The organism is Simiduia litorea, assembly GCF_042853465.1.
In the GTDB taxonomy this organism is placed as follows: domain Bacteria; phylum Pseudomonadota; class Gammaproteobacteria; order Pseudomonadales; family Cellvibrionaceae; genus Simiduia; species Simiduia litorea.
In genome coordinates this window covers 2,532,494-2,552,333 of the sequence record NZ_AP031497.1, presented here as the reverse complement: position 1 = coordinate 2,552,333, position 19,840 = coordinate 2,532,494, and the positions used below count along the sequence as shown (strand labels likewise).

General features: G+C 47.3%; 5 protein-coding genes. All 5 read left to right on the top strand.

Annotation, left to right across the window (positions count from 1 at the left end; genetic code table 11):
- The first annotated feature begins 12 nt into the window (after window positions 1-12).
- Window positions 13-13,143, top strand: a complete 13,131-nt coding sequence (locus ACGHTT_RS11370; RefSeq protein ID WP_390590637.1) for a filamentous hemagglutinin N-terminal domain-containing protein — start codon at window positions 13-15, stop codon at window positions 13,141-13,143.
- Window positions 13,144-13,145: 2 nt separating this feature from the next.
- Window positions 13,146-14,126 (top strand): hypothetical protein, encoded by a 981-nt coding sequence (locus tag ACGHTT_RS11365; RefSeq protein ID WP_390590635.1) that lies wholly within the window; start codon window positions 13,146-13,148, stop codon window positions 14,124-14,126.
- A 182-nt stretch (window positions 14,127-14,308) separates the two neighbouring features.
- Window positions 14,309-16,972 carry a TonB-dependent receptor gene (locus tag ACGHTT_RS11360; RefSeq protein ID WP_390590633.1) on the top strand — a complete coding sequence of 888 codons (2,664 nt, stop codon included), beginning with the start codon at window positions 14,309-14,311 and terminating at the stop codon, window positions 16,970-16,972.
- Between the two features lie 119 nt (window positions 16,973-17,091).
- Window positions 17,092-18,114: a cupin-like domain-containing protein gene (locus ACGHTT_RS11355; protein ID WP_390590632.1), complete on the top strand. Its 1,023-nt coding sequence runs from the start codon at window positions 17,092-17,094 to the stop codon at window positions 18,112-18,114.
- A gap of 14 nt (window positions 18,115-18,128) precedes the next feature.
- Window positions 18,129-19,694 carry a tryptophan halogenase family protein gene (locus ACGHTT_RS11350; protein WP_390590630.1) on the top strand — a complete coding sequence of 522 codons (1,566 nt, stop codon included), beginning with the start codon at window positions 18,129-18,131 and terminating at the stop codon, window positions 19,692-19,694.
- Window positions 19,695-19,840 lie beyond the last annotated feature (146 nt).

Below are 19,840 nucleotides of genomic sequence, written 5' to 3'. Positions count from 1 at the left end.
AGAGATGTCCCTATGAACGCTAGCGCCGTTGAATTGAAAAGCAAAGCTTGCTCGTTGTTCGTGTCTAAATTATTGGCGCGTTCAGTCAGTTTGAATACATTATTTGTGGGTGGATTATTCAGCTCGGTAATGGGGCTTTCAAGTTTGGTTTTAGCCGCACCTGATGGCGGCGTGGTAGTTGGTGGTTCGGGGTCTATTGACGCGCCTAACGAAGATAAGCTTACGCAGGTTAATCAACTTAGCGATTTAATGGCGATAAACTGGGACTCTTTCAATCTGGCGGCTGATGAAAAAGTACTATTCGTTCAGCCTTCGTCATCATCGTTGGTGTTGAATCGAATTCTAGATGATAACGCTAGTACTATTCGCGGTTCAATCGATGCCAATGGGCATGTGCTTTTGGTCAACCCCAACGGTGTGCTGTTCACTGAAACTGCGAGTATCAATGTTGGCGGCATTGCGGTGTCCGGGTTGGATATTAATCCAAGCGATTTCATGAATGGTGATTTTAAATTAAGTGGCGAGACCGGTAAGGCCGGCTCCGTGATTAACTATGGAACTATCAATGCGTCCAGCGCTGCTTTAATAGGCAAGCGCGTTGAAAACCATGGCCTTATTAAAGCCGATGTTATTTCTCTGTCCGGAGCAGACGAAGCTATTGTTACTTTTGACTCTGATGGCCTGATCGGCGTTCAGATATCGAAGGATGTACTGGAGAAAGAGTCTGGCGTAGATAATGCGGTACTTAATAGTGGCGATTTGGAAGGTCGTCAGGTTTTACTAGATGCTTCAGTTTCTAAGGACCTATTCGATGCCGCTGTAAATAATACAGGCTCTATTAAAGCGCAAGGTATTGATACCAGTGGCGGTAAAATCAGGCTTTTCGGTAGTGGTGGGGCTGTTAAGGTCTCAGGAACGCTTGATGCAAGTGGCGTTGCGCTTACTGGCGGCCTTGTACATATCGAAGGTGATAGCTCGGTGGTAACCGGCTCTGTTTCGGTGGCTAGTGACCTAGATGACGGCGGTCGAGTTTTGGTGTTAGGTGATGATGTTCTTATTGCCACGACAGCCCAAGTTGATGCGCGTGGCGACACGGGTGGTGGTGACGTATTTATTGGCGGTGGAGCGGCTGGCGGCGACCCGAGTATTCGTAACGCATCGCGATCAGTGGTTAGTGCGGGCGCGAGTGTGGATGCATCTACGCGGTCGACCGGCAGCGGTGGTCAAATCGTGCTCTGGTCCGATGACCATGCCGAAATAATGGGTAGCTTTCGTTCCGATGGCGGTTTGTCAGGCAATGGCGGACTGGTGGAAACATCCGGCAAGAATACACTGCTATTAGGTGGTCAATTAAGTACCTCTGCTGGCGTTGGTGGGACGGTCGGTACTTGGTTGATTGATCCGAGCGAATTTGAAATTGGCTCAGGTGCTACTGGGCTCAACTATCTAAACGCTTCAGACCTAGCTTTGGCGTTGCAGAGCGGAAGCGTATCTGTAATAAGTAACCAGAATGGAAATTCGGCATCAAGTATATTGGTGTCTGCCAATGTTATAGTCGAAGACATTGGTTCGAAAACTACGTTGACCTTGAAGGCTGTAGGTGACGCTACGGATTATATTACCATCAATGCGCAGATTATTTCATCCAAGGAGATGGATCTGATTTTAGATTCTACCGGTGATGTTTTCGTCAATAACATAGTTTCACTGGCCAACGGTAACTTTACGTCTGATGCGTTGAACCGTTTTGAAAATACCGGTTCTATCAACCTTGCAAATGGTAATTTTCTATCTACTGCCGCTACCGATTTTACCAATACCGCTACGGGCACCATCTCTCTAACAGATGGTGCGTTCGAATCTCTCACGGGCGGCAATTTTGTCAATGAGGGTAGTATCGTTTTAATGAATGGAGATGTAACCCTTGATGTAGGCCTAGGCGGTGTGGCATCGACTAGTGTACTTGGAAACCTAAGCGCGAACTCGATCATCGTTGCAGGTTATTCAGATGCTGATATTTTTAGTTTTTCTACAGCAGGCCAAGCAATAAATTTTGACGGAGAGACAGTTACAACTTTCGCTGACATTTCAAATAGCGCAGTTTCACTAACCGGAGCCAATAGGCTTGTTACTAACCAAGCTGAACTAACCCTGGATTCGGCACTTACCTCTGTCGGACTATCGAAAAGTAGTATCGATTGGAGTATTGACGCAAATGTGGGTGGCTCCGTTACCGGTGGGCTAGCGTTATCGGGTTTGGCGTCACTTGAAGGTACGGCTCTTGTTATTGATAACACCTTTATAACTGAAGAAAATGGTGAATTTTCGCTCGTTGCGGACGCCACTAATAATGCTTTCAGCCAGCAGGTGGTCACCTCGATTGGTGATGGTGGTGGCAACAGTGGCAGTCTTGCCTTGGGTGGTGTTGCTGCAGTCAATAGTACACGACGTTTGATCTTGGTTTCTGGAACATCTAATAGCAGCATTACAGGAGACAATCAGCTTACTTCTGCGAATATCAATTTTGAAGGTGTTGCGGCAGTTGTGGGTAGTAATTCTTCTGAAGCTATCAACGCTATCAATTCCAATGTTGTTACCATTGTCGGTGACAATTCTGTCGAAACCTCTGCGATTAACTTTACGGAAATATCTGCTATGAACGGAGGCCTCTTAGTGGGTTCTTCAGGTGCAGACACATTTACCTTGATAGCAGATAACACCGTGAGCTCTGCTGGTATTCAATTTACGTCCATAACCTCTGTGAGCGGAGGCGGTGTTGGAGGCGGTGAAGAAGATAGAGTTAATGTGCTTGCGAATGGCACAGTTAACTTACTAAATGATAACAGTGTGGCTGCGTCAGATATTAATTTTACCGATATCCAGGCGGTTGGGGGAGGGCAATTAATTGGGCGATCAACGGCTGACGAATTTATTATTACGGGCGATAAGGCCTTAGATGTTGCCGGTATAAAATTTACGGCATTAGAGTCTGTGGGCGGTGGCGATGGCGAAGACACTGTCATTGCACAAAATGGAAGCACTGTGGAAATACTCGGCGTTGAAAGCGTGCTTACCGCAGGTCTAACCTTTTCCGATATCGAAGTCGTAACCAATGGCAATGTATTAGGCACTACCGGCAATGACGAGTTTGAGATTACTGGCGCGGGTTTATTTAACAGTGCCAGTATCGCGTTCAGTGGTGTGACATCGGTTGATGGCAGAGGCGGCGATGACAATGTTATTGCACAAAATGGAAGCACTGTTGAAATACTCGGCGTTGAAAGCGTGCTTACCGCTGGATTAACCTTTACCGATATTGAAATCGTAACTAATGGCGATGTATTAGGCACTAACGGCAATGACGAGTTTGAAATTACTGGCGCGGGTCTATTTAACAGTACCGGTATCGCGTTCAGTGGTGTGACATCGGTTGATGGCAGAGGCGGCGATGACAATGTTATTGCACAAAATGCTAGCACGGTTGAAATACTCGGCGTTGAAAGCGTGCTTACCGCCGGTCTAACCTTTACCGACATTGAAACAGTAGCCAACGGCAATGTCTGGGGCACAGACGGTGAAGACGTGTTTGCGATTACGGGAGCTGGTCTGTTTGAAAGTAAGGGTATTGCGTTCAGCGGTGTTAGCGCAATCGATGCGCGTGGTGGTTCAGACAGCGTGACCGGCGGTGTTGCGTGGAGCCTGTTAGGCGCCGAGAACGCGGCGGCAAGTCAGGGCTTGAATTTTAGCAATATTGAAGTGGCATCAGGTTCGTCAACGACGTTAACGGGCAGTGATGGCGGCGACAACTTCGCGGTATTAGCGTCGGGTGTTCGGGGTAACGGTATTGATTTTACAGGCATCACTTTGGTTAATGCCGGCACGGGCGCGGATACTGCTGTTGGTCTGTCAGGCGCGAGCTGGAGTTTGGCTACAGGGACATTAACCAATAATGGTGTAGGTTTTTCCGGATTAGAATCCGCTACTACCAACACCGCATTATTAACCGGTTCAAGTGCCGACGATAATTTTGAAATTGCCTCTGCCTCTGAAATAGTGATGGGTGGCGTTCGCTTTACGTCTAGCGCTAGCGATGGTTTTGATCAGTTGGCAGGTGGTGCGGGCACGGATACCTTAACCTTAGCTTCCAATGAATTAATCACACTGGCCACACCGACATCTTTATTGATCAATGGTATTACTGTTAGCCAAGTGACGGATGTTGTGAACGGTCGTTTAGAGGGTACCTCTGGCGCTGATATCTTTGCTGTAGACAGCGCTAATCTTGTCACCTTCAGTGGTTTCAAATTTACTGGTTTAGCTTCTGTTGATGGTGGCTTGGGCGCAGATTTGGTTACTGCGTCTAGCACCGGTTTGAATTGGACTTTGGATGGCGGTGACTATAACGCCAGTCATGATGGCTTGGCCTTTGCCAACATCGAGCAAGTTACGACGGATACAACAACGCTTACGGGCTCATCCGGTGCTGATGAATTTGTGCTGACTGGCGCCAACCAGTTAACGGCCAATAAAATCGCATTTACATCGACCGCCGGTTTTACCAGTGTCGTGGGTAGGGGTGGTAGCGATACGGTTACGGCTCGCACGAATGAGTCGGTGGCGTTAACGAGTATGCAACATGCGGTACTGACGGATTCAATTACGTTTACAGAAGTTGAAACTGTGGTGGGTGGTAATTTAGTCGGTAGCGCCAGTGCAGATACCTTCGAAATTACAGGTGATCAAGCGCTTTTGGCCAATAGCATTCAGTTCTCGGAAGTGAGTCAGGTGAATGCGGGCGATGGTGACGATAAAGTCATTGGTCGTAACGGTATAGCTTGGAATCTATTATCTAATGGCTCTGCTGAAAACGATTCGATTACGTTTTCCAGTATCCGATTTGCAGAAGGCTCTTCATCGGTTCTCAACGGCTCTACACTAGGTGATATTTTTGTTCAGAACTCGGCCTCTGAAATAGAAGCGGGGGGCATCGTATTCACTAGTACAGCAGCAAATGGATTTACCCAGCTCAATGGTCAGGGCGGTGCGGATCAATTTAATGCGTCCGCAGGTGCCAGCTTACAGTTAACCGGCGGTTCTGGGTTCCGCGTGAACAACCAGTTGGATGTGGCAGGCGTGACGCGGGTGAATAACGGCAGCTTAATTGGCCGCGCTACCGGTGATGTTTTTACCCTGACGGGGTCTAAAGCGCTGGTCAGTGATGGCATTCAATTTCTGAACTTGGATGGCGTAGACGGTGCCGGTGGCACTGACGTCGTTGAAAACGGTGCTGCTTGGTCTATCACGGCAACTAGTAACGAAGCGGCCAGTAATAACTTACTATTTAAAAACGTTGAACAGGTATCGGGTGACGGCACGACGATCAGTAAAACCTTAACCGGTACCACAGGTACTGATATTTTTACCATTGTTGGCGCTGCTCAAGTGCTTTCTAATGGCGTTACGTTTAGCGGCATTGAAACCGTTAATGCACTGACGGGTAGTGACCATGCAAATGGCCTTGGCAACAGTGAATGGACATTAAACGGGCTTAATACCGCGACCCAGAATGGTATTAGATTTAATGGTATTGAAAGTGCTCGCTCAGGCGCGACAACCTTAACAGGATCAGCCGGTAGCGATACCTTTGTGGTAATAGCACCCGGTGAAGTTCAAACCTCAGGTATAACGTTTAGTTCGTCAACCGCTGGCGGTTTAGTGAGTGTTGCCGGCGGCGAAGGCACTGACAGCGTTACCGCGCAAATCGACACCCTTGTTGAAATCTTGGCTGAGGGCAGCATTAAAACCGGCAATGTTACCTTTACCGACATTGAAACAGTAGCCAACGGCAACGTCTGGGGCACAGACGGTGAAGACGTGTTTGCGATTACGGGTGCTGGTCTGTTTGAAAGTAAGGGTATTGCGTTCAGCGGTGTTAGCGCAATCGATGCGCGCGGTGGTTCAGACAGCGTCACGGGCGGTGTTGCGTGGACCCTGTTAGGCGCCGAGAACGCGGCGGCAAGTCAGGGCTTGAATTTTAGCAATATTGAAGCAGCATCAGGTTCGTCAACGACGTTAACGGGCAGCGATGGCGGCGACAACTTCGCGGTATTAGCGTCGGGTGTTCGGGGTAACGGTATTGATTTTACAGGCATCACTTTGGTTAATGCCGGCGCGGGCACGGATACTTCCGCAGGTCTGTCAGGCGCGAGCTGGAGTTTGGCTACAGGGACATTAACCAATAATGGTGTAGGTTTTTCCGGATTAGAATCCGCTACTACCAACACCGCATTATTAACCGGTTCAAGTGCCGACGATAATTTTGAAATTGCCTCTGCCTCTGAAATAGTGATGGGTGGCGTTCGCTTTACGTCTAGCGCTAGCGATGGTTTTGATCAGTTGGCAGGTGGTGCGGGCACGGATACCTTAACCTTAGCTTCCAATGAATTAATCACACTGGCCACACCGACATCTTTATTGATCAATGGTATTACTGTTGGCCAAGTGACGGATGTTGTGAACGGTCGTTTAGAGGGTACCTCTGGCGCTGATATCATTGCTGTAGACAGCGCTAATCTTGTCACCTTCAGTGGTTTCAAATTTACTGGTTTAGCTTCTGTTGATGGTGGCTTGGGCGCAGATTTGGTTACTGCGTCTAGCACCGGTTTGAATTGGACTTTGGATGGCGGTGACTATAACGCCAGTCATGATGGCTTGGCCTTTGCCAACATCGAGCAAGTTACGACGGATACAACAACGCTTACGGGCTCATCCGGTGCTGATGAATTTGTGCTGACTGGCGCCAACCAGTTAACGGCCAATAAAATCGCATTTACATCGACCGCCGGTTTTACCAGTGTCGTGGGTAGGGGTGGTAGCGATACGGTTACGGCTCGCACGAATGAGTCGGTGGCGTTAACGAGTATGCAACATGCGGTACTGACGGATTCAATTACGTTTACAGAAGTTGAAACTGTGGTGGGTGGTAATTTAGTCGGTAGCGCCAGTGCAGATACCTTCGAAATTACAGGTGATCAAGCGCTTTTGGCCAATAGCATTCAGTTCTCGGAAGTGAGTCAGGTGAATGCGGGCGATGGTGACGATAAAGTCATTGGTCGTAACGGTATAGCTTGGAATCTATTATCTAATGGCTCTGCTGAAAACGATTCGATTACGTTTTCCAGTATCCGATTTGCAGAAGGCTCTTCATCGGTTCTCAACGGCTCTACACTAGGTGATATTTTTGTTCAGAACTCGGCCTCTGAAATAGAAGCGGGGGGCATCGTATTCACTAGTACAGCAGCAAATGGATTTACCCAGCTCAATGGTCAGGGCGGTGCGGATCAATTTAATGCGTCCGCAGGTGCCAGCTTACAGTTAACCGGCGGTTCTGGGTTCCGCGTGAACAACCAGTTGGATGTGGCAGGCGTGACGCGGGTGAATAACGGCAGCTTAATTGGCCGCGCTACCGGTGATGTTTTTACCCTGACGGGGTCTAAAGCGCTGGTCAGTGATGGCATTCAATTTCTGAACTTGGATGGCGTAGACGGTGCCGGTGGCACTGACGTCGTTGAAAACGGTGCTGCTTGGTCTATCACGGCAACTAGTAACGAAGCGGCCAGTAATAACTTACTATTTAAAAACGTTGAACAGGTATCGGGTGACGGCACGACGATCAGTAAAACCTTAACCGGTACCACAGGTACTGATATTTTTACCATTGTTGGCGCTGCTCAAGTGCTTTCTAATGGCGTTACGTTTAGCGGCATTGAAACCGTTAATGCACTGACGGGTAGTGACCATGCAAATGGCCTTGGCAACAGTGAATGGACATTAAACGGGCTTAATACCGCGACCCAGAATGGTATTAGATTTAATGGTATTGAAAGTGCTCGCTCAGGCGCGACAACCTTAACAGGATCAGCCGGTAGCGATACCTTTGTGGTAATAGCACCCGGTGAAGTTCAAACCTCAGGTATAACGTTTAGTTCGTCAACCGCTGGCGGTTTAGTGAGTGTTGCCGGCGGCGAAGGCACTGACAGCGTTACCGCGCAAATCGACACCCTTGTTGAAATCTTGGCTGAGGGCAGCATTAAAACCGGCAATGTTACCTTTACCGACATTGAAACAGTAGCCAACGGCAACGTCTGGGGCACAGACGGTGAAGACGTGTTTGCGATTACGGGTGCTGGTCTGTTTGAAAGTAAGGGTATTGCGTTCAGCGGTGTTAGCGCAATCGATGCGCGCGGTGGTTCAGACAGCGTCACGGGCGGTGTTGCGTGGACCCTGTTAGGCGCCGAGAACGCGGCGGCAAGTCAGGGCTTGAATTTTAGCAATATTGAAGCAGCATCAGGTTCGTCAACGACGTTAACGGGCAGCGATGGCGGCGACAACTTCGCGGTATTAGCGTCGGGTGTTCGGGGTAACGGTATTGATTTTACAGGCATTACCTTGGTTAATGCCGGCACGGGCGCGGATACAGCTGTTGGTTTTGATAATGCTGCCTGGACTTCGTTGGGCACAAATTCGGCGCTTAACCATACAGTGAGTTTTACCGGCATTGAGGAAGCCAGTGCCCTAGCAACGTCGGTAAGCGGTACCAATGGTAACGACAACATTCAGCTTGTAACCTCCGGCGTTATTCGCATCAATGCTGTTGAGTTTTCGTCGTCTAACGGCGCCATTTTAACCGTTAATGCAGGCCTCGGTAGCGATACTCTAGAAACACTCAGCGATACTCAAATATTGCTTACGGGAACCGATAATCAACTGATTGCTGATGGCACCACGTTTAACTCAATTGAGATTGCGCTTAGTGGTCAGCTTGTTGGCAGTGCTATCACAGACAGCTTTATTATTACCGGTTCACAAAGTGTGCTCGCGAATGCCATACAGTTTAATGGCATTAGTCAGATAGATGCTGGGGATGGCGTTGATAGTGTCACAACCTCGGGCAACAGTGTTTGGGAAAGTGTTGCCTTAGGTGTTGCTCGCAATCAAGGTATTACGTTTAGTGCAATCGAAGATGTATATGGCGCAGCCGATACCGTTCTTGGTTCCTTAACTGTCGATTACATTGATTTAACCAGTAACAGCACGGTAATACTGAATGACGTAAACTATCACACATCAAATGTTGATGGCTTCTCTCGAGTGGATGCATTGGCTGGAGCGGATCAATTTCTTAATACAAATGGTTGGGCGCTTTCGGTTACTGGCAATGCCGGCGAAGTAATGGTTGAAGGTGTGTTGTTTACCGGTTTAGCTAGTACCAATAATGGCACATTAATTGGAACCGCAGGCGATGACTTTGTTCGAGTTATCAATGTCAATGAAATTGAGATAGCGGGCATCAATTTTACCAATGTGTCGAACCTCGATTTATTAGGCGGCACCGATACAGTTACCGCCATGACGGGTGATACTTGGTTCAGTTTAGGCGCGGCGTCAGCCCGTACTGGCGAAATTGATTTTCACAATATTGAAATTGCTAACGGTGAGTTTAGTCAAATCGTCGGAACAGACGCAGCAGATCTAATCGTACAGACCGATTTAAATAATGCATGGGTTAATGGTGTTAATTTCTCTACTTCAGCGGTAACTGGTATCAGCCAAGTTGATGCTATGGGCGGCGCTGATAGTGTTACCTTGGGCGCGGGTGCCGAGTTGCTTTTAGCCGGTTCTGCCAATCGCTTTAGCGGCTTGAATACCCAATTTAGCAATGTCGAGTCTGCAGTGGCTGGTCGCGTCGTTGGGAGCGCAGCGGACGATGTTATTTTAGTCAATGGTGCATCCAGTATTTCTACGTGGGGAATTACCATAAATGGTGTTACAGATGTCGATGCAGCTGATGGCATAGATACTGTTTCATCGACCTCTACTTGGGAGCTTAATGGTTCTCAAAACTCCTCTGTTAATGCGGGTATTCTATTTTCAAATATTGAGCAGGCGTCAAGTACCAGCGCTCAGTTGATTGGGTCTATGCTCGCTGATTCACTAATCTTGAACAGTGCATCTACTTTGGTGGCTAATGGCATTACATTTTCATCGACCGCGCTCAATGGCTTTGAAGTTATCAACCTGTTAGCCGGCGACGATGAATTGAGTGTTAGCGATACATATGCTGCTCAATTACATACAGACAATAATAGGTTAAATATTGCCGGTGTTGATGTTGATGGCGTAGAGCGTGTCTCAGTTTCTCAGATTCAAGGCACTGATGTGGCTGATACCTTCACGGTGTTGGGGCAAGGTTCATTGGCAACAAAGGGTATTGTATTTAGTGGCGTGACTAGTTTGCAGGGTGGCGATGGTGTAGATCGTGTTATTGCAAATGATCTTGTTTCCCTAACTGGGTTAGATACTCAATTGAATACCGCTCAGATGCTTTTCAGTGGCGTCGAGTTGGTAACGGCTAATTCGGTCATTGGTTCCGCTGCTGCTGACCTATTTACGGTTGTAAGCAGTGGGACAATTCAAACGGCTGGCTTAACAATTGATAGTGTTAGTTTTATCGATGGCGCATCGGGTGGTGACAGCTTCGTGGGCGAAGCCGGTAAAAATTGGCAGTTGCAAGCTGGTAACCTGCTGGTGAGTCAAGACGCCGTGCAAATTAGCAACGTTGAATTACTGAGTGGATCTGGTCAGCTGTTCGGTACTGAAGAAAGTGATAATTTTGACCTGTTGGCTAATGGTAACCTGTTGTCTCACGGCATGACATTTTTGGGTATTAATGATGTGGCGGGCGGCGCTGGTTTCGATATCTTGACTGGCGCTACAGGGCAGCAATGGCAAATCGAGGGTGTGAACCAACTTAGTGCGTTAGGTGTGAGCTTCTCTTCCCTTGAAAGCGTTAGCGCAAGTGATAGTGTTGTTAGCGGTCTGGATAGTGTTGCTGATGAGTTTGTTTTAGGCATAGAAACCCAGCAGGTTCAAGGTGGCAATATCCTATTTTCAGGTGTGTCGAAAGTTTTAGCCGGTGCTACTGCTGGGGACAGTTTAATTGCCGGTGCAAATACAATGTTAGATTTAACGGGCACAGACCAAGTATTACTTGCCAATGGTATTGTGTTTGAGCATTTGGAGCGCATTGACGGTTCTACGCTTGTGTTAAACGGTACATCTAATAGTGATAGCTTTCAGCTTACAGGCCAAAGTAATGGGTTAGCCGCAGCGGGTATGCAGTTCACAGGTGTGTCGAGCGTTGTTGCAGCCGAAGGCCAAGATTTGCTCACGGGTACCAGTTCGATTGATAGCTTTAATTTTCTGAGTAATGGCGAACTAGAAGTTGGAGCAATTAATTTTAGCGGCATTAGATTGGTTGATGCCGCTGGAGGTGCGGATCTGGTTGGCGGAGCAGCCAGCATATGGTCGGCTAATACCAATAACGGATTATTGGTAAACAATAGTTTCACGGCAGATGTGGGTTCAATTTCCGTTTTATTTACCAATATTGAAACCATTAATAATGCTCAGCACGTTAATGGCGCAGCGCTGAGCGGGCAGTACCTGTTTACTGATATTGACCAATTACAGTACGCCGGTGTTACGCTTAACGGCGTTAACTTTTTACAAGCTAATGGTGTCTCAGATCAAATTGTGGGTGCTGATGTAGATTTGATTTGGCAACTAAACGCCGGTAATTCCTTGTTTCGCAATGACGTTAAGTCGGTATCCTTTACCGGTGTCGATAGTCTGGTAATGGGCGCCGGTAATGACTCGGTTGTATTCGATGGTGCGACGTTAACATCACTCAGTACCGGTGCCGGGCGGGATACCGTTCAGCTGATGTCTGGAAGCCTAGTAGGATTGGACTTAGGTGCTGGTGATGACCGGCTTAGTGTCGGTAGCCATAGTATAGCGCCCGCGGACCTAAAGGGCGGAGAAGGCGCAGATGTTTTGGAATCTAACGTGTCCGGAATTAGCTGGAACTTAGCGTCAACAACTGCTGATTCGAGCCAATTGGGTAATTACCGGTTCGCGCAATTTGAATCCCTCGTTGATAACAGCCTTCAAGTCAGCGTTACAACAATCGCAGATACGCAATTGAACGGTAACGGCTTGGCGTCTGGCGGCATGGCTTTGGATGTGTCGAATGCTGAGTTGCTTAGTTTAACGGTTGGTTCGACGTCTGATTCGGCGGTTAGCGGTTCGGTGAACGTTAACACGTTTAACCTTGTTTCTGCCGGTGATGTTGATATCTATACGGATGTTGCATCGCTGACGATTAATTCAACGTCGCCGAGTATTGATGTCGCTGTGCTGGCAAAAGAAGACCTTCAAGTTAACGCCATTAACGTTGGTACCGGCAGTATATCCCTGTTAAGCGAGGGTGTTGGCAGCCTAACCGTTGCGCCCAATAGAGTGAACTTCACGGCGGCAAATTTACAGATTGGGTCTAATGCGCAGCCATTTTTGTCCATAGGCGATCAGCTTACGCCAGTAGCAATGAATGTGAGTCAGAGTGTTGAGTTCGTGGGCCTCAGTTTTGTTGAACCCTTATATGTGAATGTTATACCTGTGAGCGCTAGTTTCACCGGTGATCGAATTGAATCAGTTTATGGTGAACAGGCCGGGCAGGGTGTTAAGAGTGCTGTACAAACGGCAGTGGAAGACTTTTCTCAGGTCGACCCCGCGATTTTTGAAGCCGTGAGTCCATACAGTGCCAGTGCGGACGCCGTTGCGACAGGAGAATACCGGCTCGTCGCCGGGGTTTTACTGCCTATCGATGCTACGGCGGCTGGGGAAGACGCTAAGGATGATGAGGATGAAAGGCGGGTTCATGATACAGATCCAGAGGCCGAGGGCGTTACCCCGGTTTTAATTCCAGAAGAGGCGGCGTTACCGGAGTTAAAACCTGGCTATAGCGAGACTTACCATATTAAGGAGGGCGATACGCTTTGGGATATTGCTGAAAAGTTTCTCAAAGACCCTTATAAATGGATCGAGCTATGGAAGCAAAACCCTAAGGTTAAAAACCCTAATCTTATTTACCCTGGCGATGTGATCAAAGTCATCATCATCGGTGGAAAAGCGTTTTTGACCATCAGGGCGGAGACACAGCCAGATCAACACGACCCTGTTATAGAGTTGGCAAGTACTGGGTTTCGCGAACTCGATATTAGCTCCATCGCGCCAGCAATTTAGTTTTGGACCAGAAAAAGCGTATATGGGCGATGATCTGTCGTCTAAATACGCTTTTTCAAGGTCAATGCCGTCAAACTGCTAAGCTTCACTGTCAAAGTGGGAGGAACTGTGTGGTTAGGCATCTCATCATCTATCTATTCAGTATTTTACTATCTAATAGTCTTTCCGCGTCTGCTGCACCCGCTGAACGCAGTGTCAAAATCGGCGTACCGGCGGATGTGTATCAAGACTACATGCTCGTAGCGCCTACCTCCTTCCATGCTAGACCTAATTATGCCCATCCCAATTCTCGCCGCGATGTAGTCGAATTGTTTCTATTACAGCGCGCGCTTGTGCTTGGTGGATTTAATCATGTTCTCGAAATTAGGCCTGTGGACGGCTATCTGCGCATTCTTCAGCAGCTATCTGAGGGGAAGATTGCTGTCACTGGCACCACGGTTTGGGATTTCGATGCAAGGGCCTCCATACAGGATATGTGGGTCAGTGACGCGCTTGTTCGTCGCGGTGAGTTTGTTGTCGGCCTGTATACCAGCGAACGTAATATTCCGGTTTTACAATCACAAACGCTAGCTCAATTGCTACTGCTCACGCCGGTAACAAATCGTAACTGGAAGATGGACTGGAGCCTTTTGGAGCAAATGGGTTATCGACAGCTTCAATATGCTGGTAGTTGGGATTCGATGGTACGGATGGTTTTGGCGGGGCGGGCGGATTTTGTCCTAGCGCCATTTCCGTCTGGCTCATCACTTCATATTGATGCTGGGGACGGGCGCTACTTAGAACCAATTCCCGGGGTGAAGGTTGCCTTCCCTGCTGAGCGCGCTTTTGCGGTGAGTAAAAACACCCCCTTTTCTCAAGCGCTTTTTACCGCTTTACAAACCGGCTTAAAAGTAATGCGCACCACTGGAGAGATAGAGCAGGCCTATCGGGATTCGGGCTTCTTTAATACCCAAAGCCAGCAATGGCTGCTGATCTACCCTTAGCAAGATTCCAAGCTGCCTCCCTTATAGTCTAAAAATAACATCGAAAGCGGTTGACAACGTTGTCCAAACATCATAATGTCAGCCTACCGACAACGTTGTCTTCAGGGCTCAAAGAGGCTCCCGGCTGTTGTTAGGAAGTTCTAGGTCATTCAAATAACAAGTTAGAACAGAAGGGGACATACATGTCTACAAAACTTAGCGATGCGATCAAAACAGTCAATCGCGCCCTGATCACCTGCGGATCATTGGGTGCACTTACTTTCGTGAGCCTGCCAGTTGTCGCGCAGGACGCGGAAACCATTGAAGAAGTTCAGGTCTTAGGTATTCGTGGCTCGTTAAAAGCCGCAATAGATACAAAGCGAGAAGCAAATGCCGTTGTAGACGCCATTAGTGCGGAAGACGTCGGTAAATTTCCCGATAAAAACGTTGCAGAATCTTTGTCTCGCATTACCGGTGTTGCTGTAAGTCGCGAATATGGTGAAGGTGAAAAAATTACTGTACGTGGTTCTGGCCCTAGTGTTAACCGTACGTTATTGAACGGCCAAACCGTGGCATCGGCTGACTGGTTTATCCTTGACGAGCCAGGTCGCAGCTTTAACTACACACTCCTGCCTTCTGTATTGGTATCTGGGTTGGAAGTGTATAAGTCTCCTATGGCCTCTATTGATGAGGGTTCTATTGGCGGTACAGTTATCGTCAAGACAAACCGTCCTCTTGAGCTGGATGCTAATACTGTTAGCGTAGCTGTTGAAGGACAGTATTCCGAGAAAGCTGAGCAGTGGGATCCGCAATTATCAGCGCAGTACTCTTGGAAGAACGAAGCAGAAAGCTTTGGTGTTTTGGTATCTGCTGTACAGCAAGAGCGTTCAGTATTGCGCGAGGGTTTGGAGGTTCTAGGTTGGCGTGGAGATGATGATGGTTACTTAGTACCTAGCCACATTGGAGCTGCAAAATTTGAACAACAGCGTGATCGGACCTCTCTTTTCCTTTCAGCGCAGTTTGCACCTACTGAGGAATTGAGCTTTACATTTAATGCGTTAAATTCTGAAATGGAAGCCAAAAACCAGAACCAGAATTTTCTCATATTGCCGAATAACGATCGAGCTGATGTGATTGCTAACAGCGGTTTAACTAGTGGTAGCGTTACGCAATCTAGCGTTGAGGGCACTGGGGATATATTTATTGATTACATTAACCGTATTTCATCTACTGAAACTGAATCCTATGATCTTAGTATGGATTACGAAACAGAAGCATTCAGTATTCACGGTGTCATAGGTCAAACCAAAGCATCGGGTGGCACGCTTCGTGAAACTTCGTGGGAGTACACGAATTCCAATGCCGATTATACATACGATTTACGTAGCCCTGGTGTAACTACAGATCCTCTGACCACTGATGCGGCAGCTTTTGGTGCGGGTTGGATTTGGGGTGGTGAGAAGCCAACCTCTGATGAGGAAACCTACGCGCAAATTGATTTGGATTTTCCTGTAGAATTTGGTGTCGTGACAAATTTGAAAACAGGTTTGAAAATTCGTGAGGCTGAGAGAACGCAAGATCGTAAAGTCTATAGCTGGCACGGCCCTGATACCATTGATGCCTCTTTGGGTGGTTCCTATCTCGATTATGTTTTTGCGACTTGTCCAACCTTAGCCACTTGTGGTCTTAACGACAAGGGTAATGTCAATATAGGCGCTCCAATGGGCGGCACCTTGACTCAGCAAATTGAACAAAATCGTTCTGCAATGGAAGCCATGGCGTTTGATTCATTAAATGGTGTGCCAGCAGATTACGCGGTGTCTCGTGAGTTGGCGCAAAATTGGGCGGTAACCGAGGATATTACTGCTCTGTATGTTCAGGCTGATTTCGAGGCCGAGCGCTACCGTGGTAATTTAGGTTTGCGTTATGTGGAAACTCAGCAGCAGTCTAGTGGTTGGGAGTTTTCTGCTGACTCTTGGGGTTTCTATACCTTGGATCGCGATTGGCTAACGCCAGCTCAGATGGAATGGGTATCTGAAGATAACGATTACAGCGAAGTTTTGCCAAGCTTAAACGTAAACTATGACTTGAATGATGAAATGCAATTGCGCTTCGCAGCTGCTCGTGTCATGGCTCGCCAGAATTGGAATCAGTTGTCGCCATATTCAACTTATGGTTCGCTAAATCAAGCCGATCCTAAAGGGCAAATGGGCAATCCCCAATTAAAACCAATGCTGGCAGATCAGTTTGATGTGTCATACGAGTGGTATTATGCAGATGCGTCCTTGTTAGCTGTCACATTCTTTCACAAGGACATTGATAGCTATTTAACTAGCCATGTAATTACCGAAGAGCGCTATGATGTTCAAACCGACTCAATGGTTGCCGTAGATTTCACCCAACCTTTGAATGGTCAGGGTGGTTCAACGGACGGTGTAGAGTTAAGCCTTCAGCATGACTTCGGTGGCTTTGGTGTTCAGGCAAACTACACCTACGTAGATGCGAATGCCGACATGGCGCGAGATATCGCGACGCCTGGCTCTGGTTTGGTTGAAGGCGCTTCTGAGCATATGTACAATTTGACGGGTTATTACGAGAATGACACCTTTGGTGCGCGTTTAATGTATAACTACCGGACTGAATGGTACAAAGGTTTGCATTTTAACGGTGATGAGTTATGGAATGATTCCTATGGTCAGTGGGATCTGAGCGCTAGCTATAATGTTACTGAAAATATTAGTCTTGTAGCTGAAGCGATTAACTTAACCGATGAAGAGGTGGTCGAGTACAATACGAGCAAGGAGCGTGTTATGTCCATTTATGAGAATGGTCGCCGTTTTGTTCTCGGTGCTCGCATGTCGTTCTAAAGTAAGTGCAATTAATAAGCCGGGTCTATGTGCCCGGCTTTTTTGTTTTTTGGGTTATCGTAGGTGTTGGATTTCAGGTAGTTAAGGCGAGAATGGAAAAGGTACCAAATGAGAATGTTATGGCTTTTGAATTAACGTCGTTATCGAAAATTTCTGAGACAAGTTCTGTCTCAGTGTTTACTGAGGCTGTTCGGAAAGCGGAGAAACCGATAGTTATTAGAGGTTTGGTCAAGGATTGGCCCTTGGTGAAAGCAGGTAATGAATCGGTATTGACATTACTCGATTACCTTGCTGGAAACGCTAAATCTGGCCCGATTCGATTTCTCGAGGCTCCTGATGGTAGCAATGGATATTTTTTCTATAACGACCGGCTAGATGGATTCAATTTTGAGCGCCGCCAAACCACCTTCAAAGGATTTGTAGATCGATTGATTAATCACCTAGGACGTAAGCAGGCGCCCGTGCTATCTATCCAAAGCGCCTATGTAGATGAGTATTTTGATAAGGTTGGTGACGAAAATAGGATGGACGTGTTAGGTGAAGCGGTGCGCGCAAGAATTTGGATTGGTAATGCCACACGTGTGGCTACTCATAATGACGATGCAGAAAACATAGCTTGTGTAGCAGCCGGTCGGCGCCGATTTGTTCTGTTTCCTCCCGAGCAATTAAGCAATTTATATGTTGGTCCGTTGGAAGTCACGCCCGCAGGCGCGCCCGTTAGCCTTGCCTCTTTAATTGATCCGGATTTCGATCGCTATCCAAAGCTGAAAGATGCTTTAGGCGCTGGAAGCTTTTCTGAGTTAGAGCCTGGCGATGCGATTTATATCCCTACTCTTTGGTGGCACCATGTGGAAGGGCTGGAGGCTGTTAATGTATTGGTGAATTATTGGAAGGGCGGAGCGGTAGGGGGGGAAGCTAAGCCTGGTGGGTTTGATACATTGCTTATGGCTATGTTGGCATTACGCCCCTTACCTCTGCAACAGCGTAAGGCTTGGCAAGCATGGTTTGATCACTATGTTTTCAATGGAAATAACGATGAAATAGAGCACATTCCCCCAGCTATGCGTGGAATTTTGGATGAGCTCAAGCCTGATCGAAGGAAGCAGATCAAGCAGTGGCTAATTAAGCAGCTATCGGATTAACTAGGGGGACGTTTATGCCAAAGCAAATCAAGTCGATTCTCATTTTGGGTGGTGGTACTGCCGGTTGGCTAACAGCAAATCATTTGGGATACTTGCTTAGAAAATCCGATAGTTCAGATATTAGAGTCACAGTTGTAGAGTCTTCGGATATTCCTACAATTGGCGTTGGTGAGGGTACCGTCCCAGCGATTAGACATTCACTAAAAAAATTTGGTATTAAAGAAAGAGATTTATTGTCTCACTGTCAGGCCACTTTTAAGCAGGGAATAAAGTTTGAGGATTGGCTACGAGATCCTAAAGACATTGGCCCACACTATTATTATCATCCTTTTGATTATCCTGATGTAAAATCTATTGATTTAACAGGTTATTGGTTGCGTACTGAGGGAAAAAAACGTTCCTTCGCAGATTATGTTTCTTTACAGAGTCGGATGTGCGATAGGAATTTGTCGCCGAAAGTGTTTGGTCAAGGAGAGTATGAAGGTGCGGCGTCTTATGCTTATCATCTGGATGCAACTAAGTTTACTGAGCTGCTCGCGAAAAATGCTGTTGAAAGGTTTTCGGTAAAACGACTTGATCATCGAGTCGTAGATGTAAGGCTCGCGCAGGACGGGACAATACATTCGTTGAAAACTGACAGCGGTGATGAGCTATCCGCCGACTTTTATGTTGATTGTAGTGGTTTTTCGTCACGACTCCTAGGGCAGTCTTTGGCAGTTCCAATTGTAGAAAAGAAAAAAGTATTATTTGCCGATAGTGCGTTGGCTGTTCAAGTTCCCTACACTGGACTGGAGGAGAGTTTACCAAGTGTAACTATTGCTAAAGCTCGTCCTGCAGGATGGATGTGGGATATCGCCTTGCAAAATCGTCGTGGAACGGGATACGTATATTCTAGCGAGTTTTGTTCGGATGATGCGGCAGAGTCTGATTTTAGATTGTTGCTAGATGATCCAAAGGGCGAGCTGGCATTGCGAAAAATTAGTATGACGGTTGGTTACCGTAAAAAATTCTGGGTCGGTAATTGTGCAGCTATTGGTTTGGCTCAGGGTTTTGTCGAACCACTGGAGGCTACAGGTTTATTGATGTTTGATGCTAGTGCAGCGCTTTTGGCAGAACTATTACCTGGCGACAGCGCGGATTTGAATTCAGCCGCTCAACAGTTTAATAGCGTAATGGCTAACGCTTGGGATAGGGTGATTGATTTTATTAAGCTGCATTATTGTCTATCCGCTCGTAATGACACTGACTTTTGGCGGATGAACCGTGACCCTGAGTCTATTCCTGAATCGCTTGCAGAACTTCTAGCGCGTTGGAAGCGGCGGGTACCTTGCCATGTGGATTTCCCGAATTCTTATGATGTGTTTTCGCTAGAGAATTATCTTTACGTGCTTTATGGCATGGAATACCCGACGGACTTGACAGGTCAAGGTAGCCGCTATTTGGAGTCGCAGAGGGTTGTTGATCGATTAATACAGCGTGATGCCCAATTGGATATGCTTCTGGGGAAACTACCTAAACATAGAGAGTTTTTATGTGAAATGATGGCTTTTGATAATGTAAACCGGATGTTTCGGACGTAAACAATGAAACAGCTTGACAACGTTGTCTTTGTTGGTTAACTTTGGACAACGTTGTCCTTGGCTCCGGCCATCGTTAGCGTGGGTTTCAGAGACGTGCTGCTTCGCAACCGCGCACGTCTTTGTCTCTTTCCTCTCGTAGCTATGCT

Bases quoted from the DNA above. Each gene is read 5' to 3' on its own strand.
- ACGHTT_RS11350 (WP_390590630.1), top strand. From the start codon at position 18,129: ATGCCAAAGCAAATCAAGTCGATTCTCATTTTGGGTGGTGGTACTGCC.
- ACGHTT_RS11355 (WP_390590632.1), top strand. From the start codon at position 17,092: ATGGCTTTTGAATTAACGTCGTTATCGAAAATTTCTGAGACAAGTTCT.
- ACGHTT_RS11370 (WP_390590637.1), top strand. From the start codon at position 13: ATGAACGCTAGCGCCGTTGAATTGAAAAGCAAAGCTTGCTCGTTGTTC.
- ACGHTT_RS11360 (WP_390590633.1), top strand. From the start codon at position 14,309: ATGTCTACAAAACTTAGCGATGCGATCAAAACAGTCAATCGCGCCCTG.